The organism is Fusobacterium varium, assembly GCA_021531615.1.
Lineage (GTDB): Bacteria > Fusobacteriota > Fusobacteriia > Fusobacteriales > Fusobacteriaceae > Fusobacterium_A > Fusobacterium_A varium_C.
The window spans coordinates 1-534 of sequence record JADYUE010000092.1 but is presented as its reverse complement, the minus strand read 5'-3'; the positions used below and the strand labels follow the sequence as shown (position 1 = coordinate 534).

At 28.7% G+C, this 534-nt stretch carries 1 protein-coding gene; it reads right to left on the bottom strand.

What is annotated here, in order from left to right:
* Positions 1–124: 124 nt before the first annotated feature.
* Complete coding sequence (locus I6E31_12460; protein MCF2640769.1) at positions 125–508, bottom strand: M20/M25/M40 family metallo-hydrolase; 384 nt, start codon at positions 506–508, stop codon at positions 125–127.
* Positions 509–534: the final 26 nt, after the last annotated feature.

Here is a 534-nt window from a genome sequence, read left to right as displayed (position 1 = left end):
AAGGTACTTTGCTGTAAAACTAACGATATATTAGAGAACCTAGCTTAGCTAGATAAATTATAGTTTATAATAAACATATAATAAAAAAGCTACACCTTATAGCTATAAAGTGTAGCTTAGTAGATTAGTTTAGTGAGTTGATAAGTTCAACAACGTAGTTATAAACTCTCTCAGTAGAGTCTATTTCAAGATATTCACTAGGAGTATGTACATCTCTTAAATTTGGTCCAACACTGATAAAGTCTATATCAGGATAGTTTTGTGAGATAGCTCCACATTCAAGTCCAGCATGAATAACTTCAACTTTCATATCTTCATTATAAAGTTTCTTGTAAACTTCTAAAGCCTTTTCTCTCAATTTAGATTCAGCTCTAAATTTCCATTCTGGGTAACCAGCTGAAAATTCAAATGAAGCATTGTTTTCTTTTAAGATAGAAGCAATTTTATCTTTTAGTTCTTTAAGAACTTCGAGAATGTGAAAAAAAGTCTGTAAATTAAAATAATAAATGCTTTAAATAGCTTTCTATGATAAAA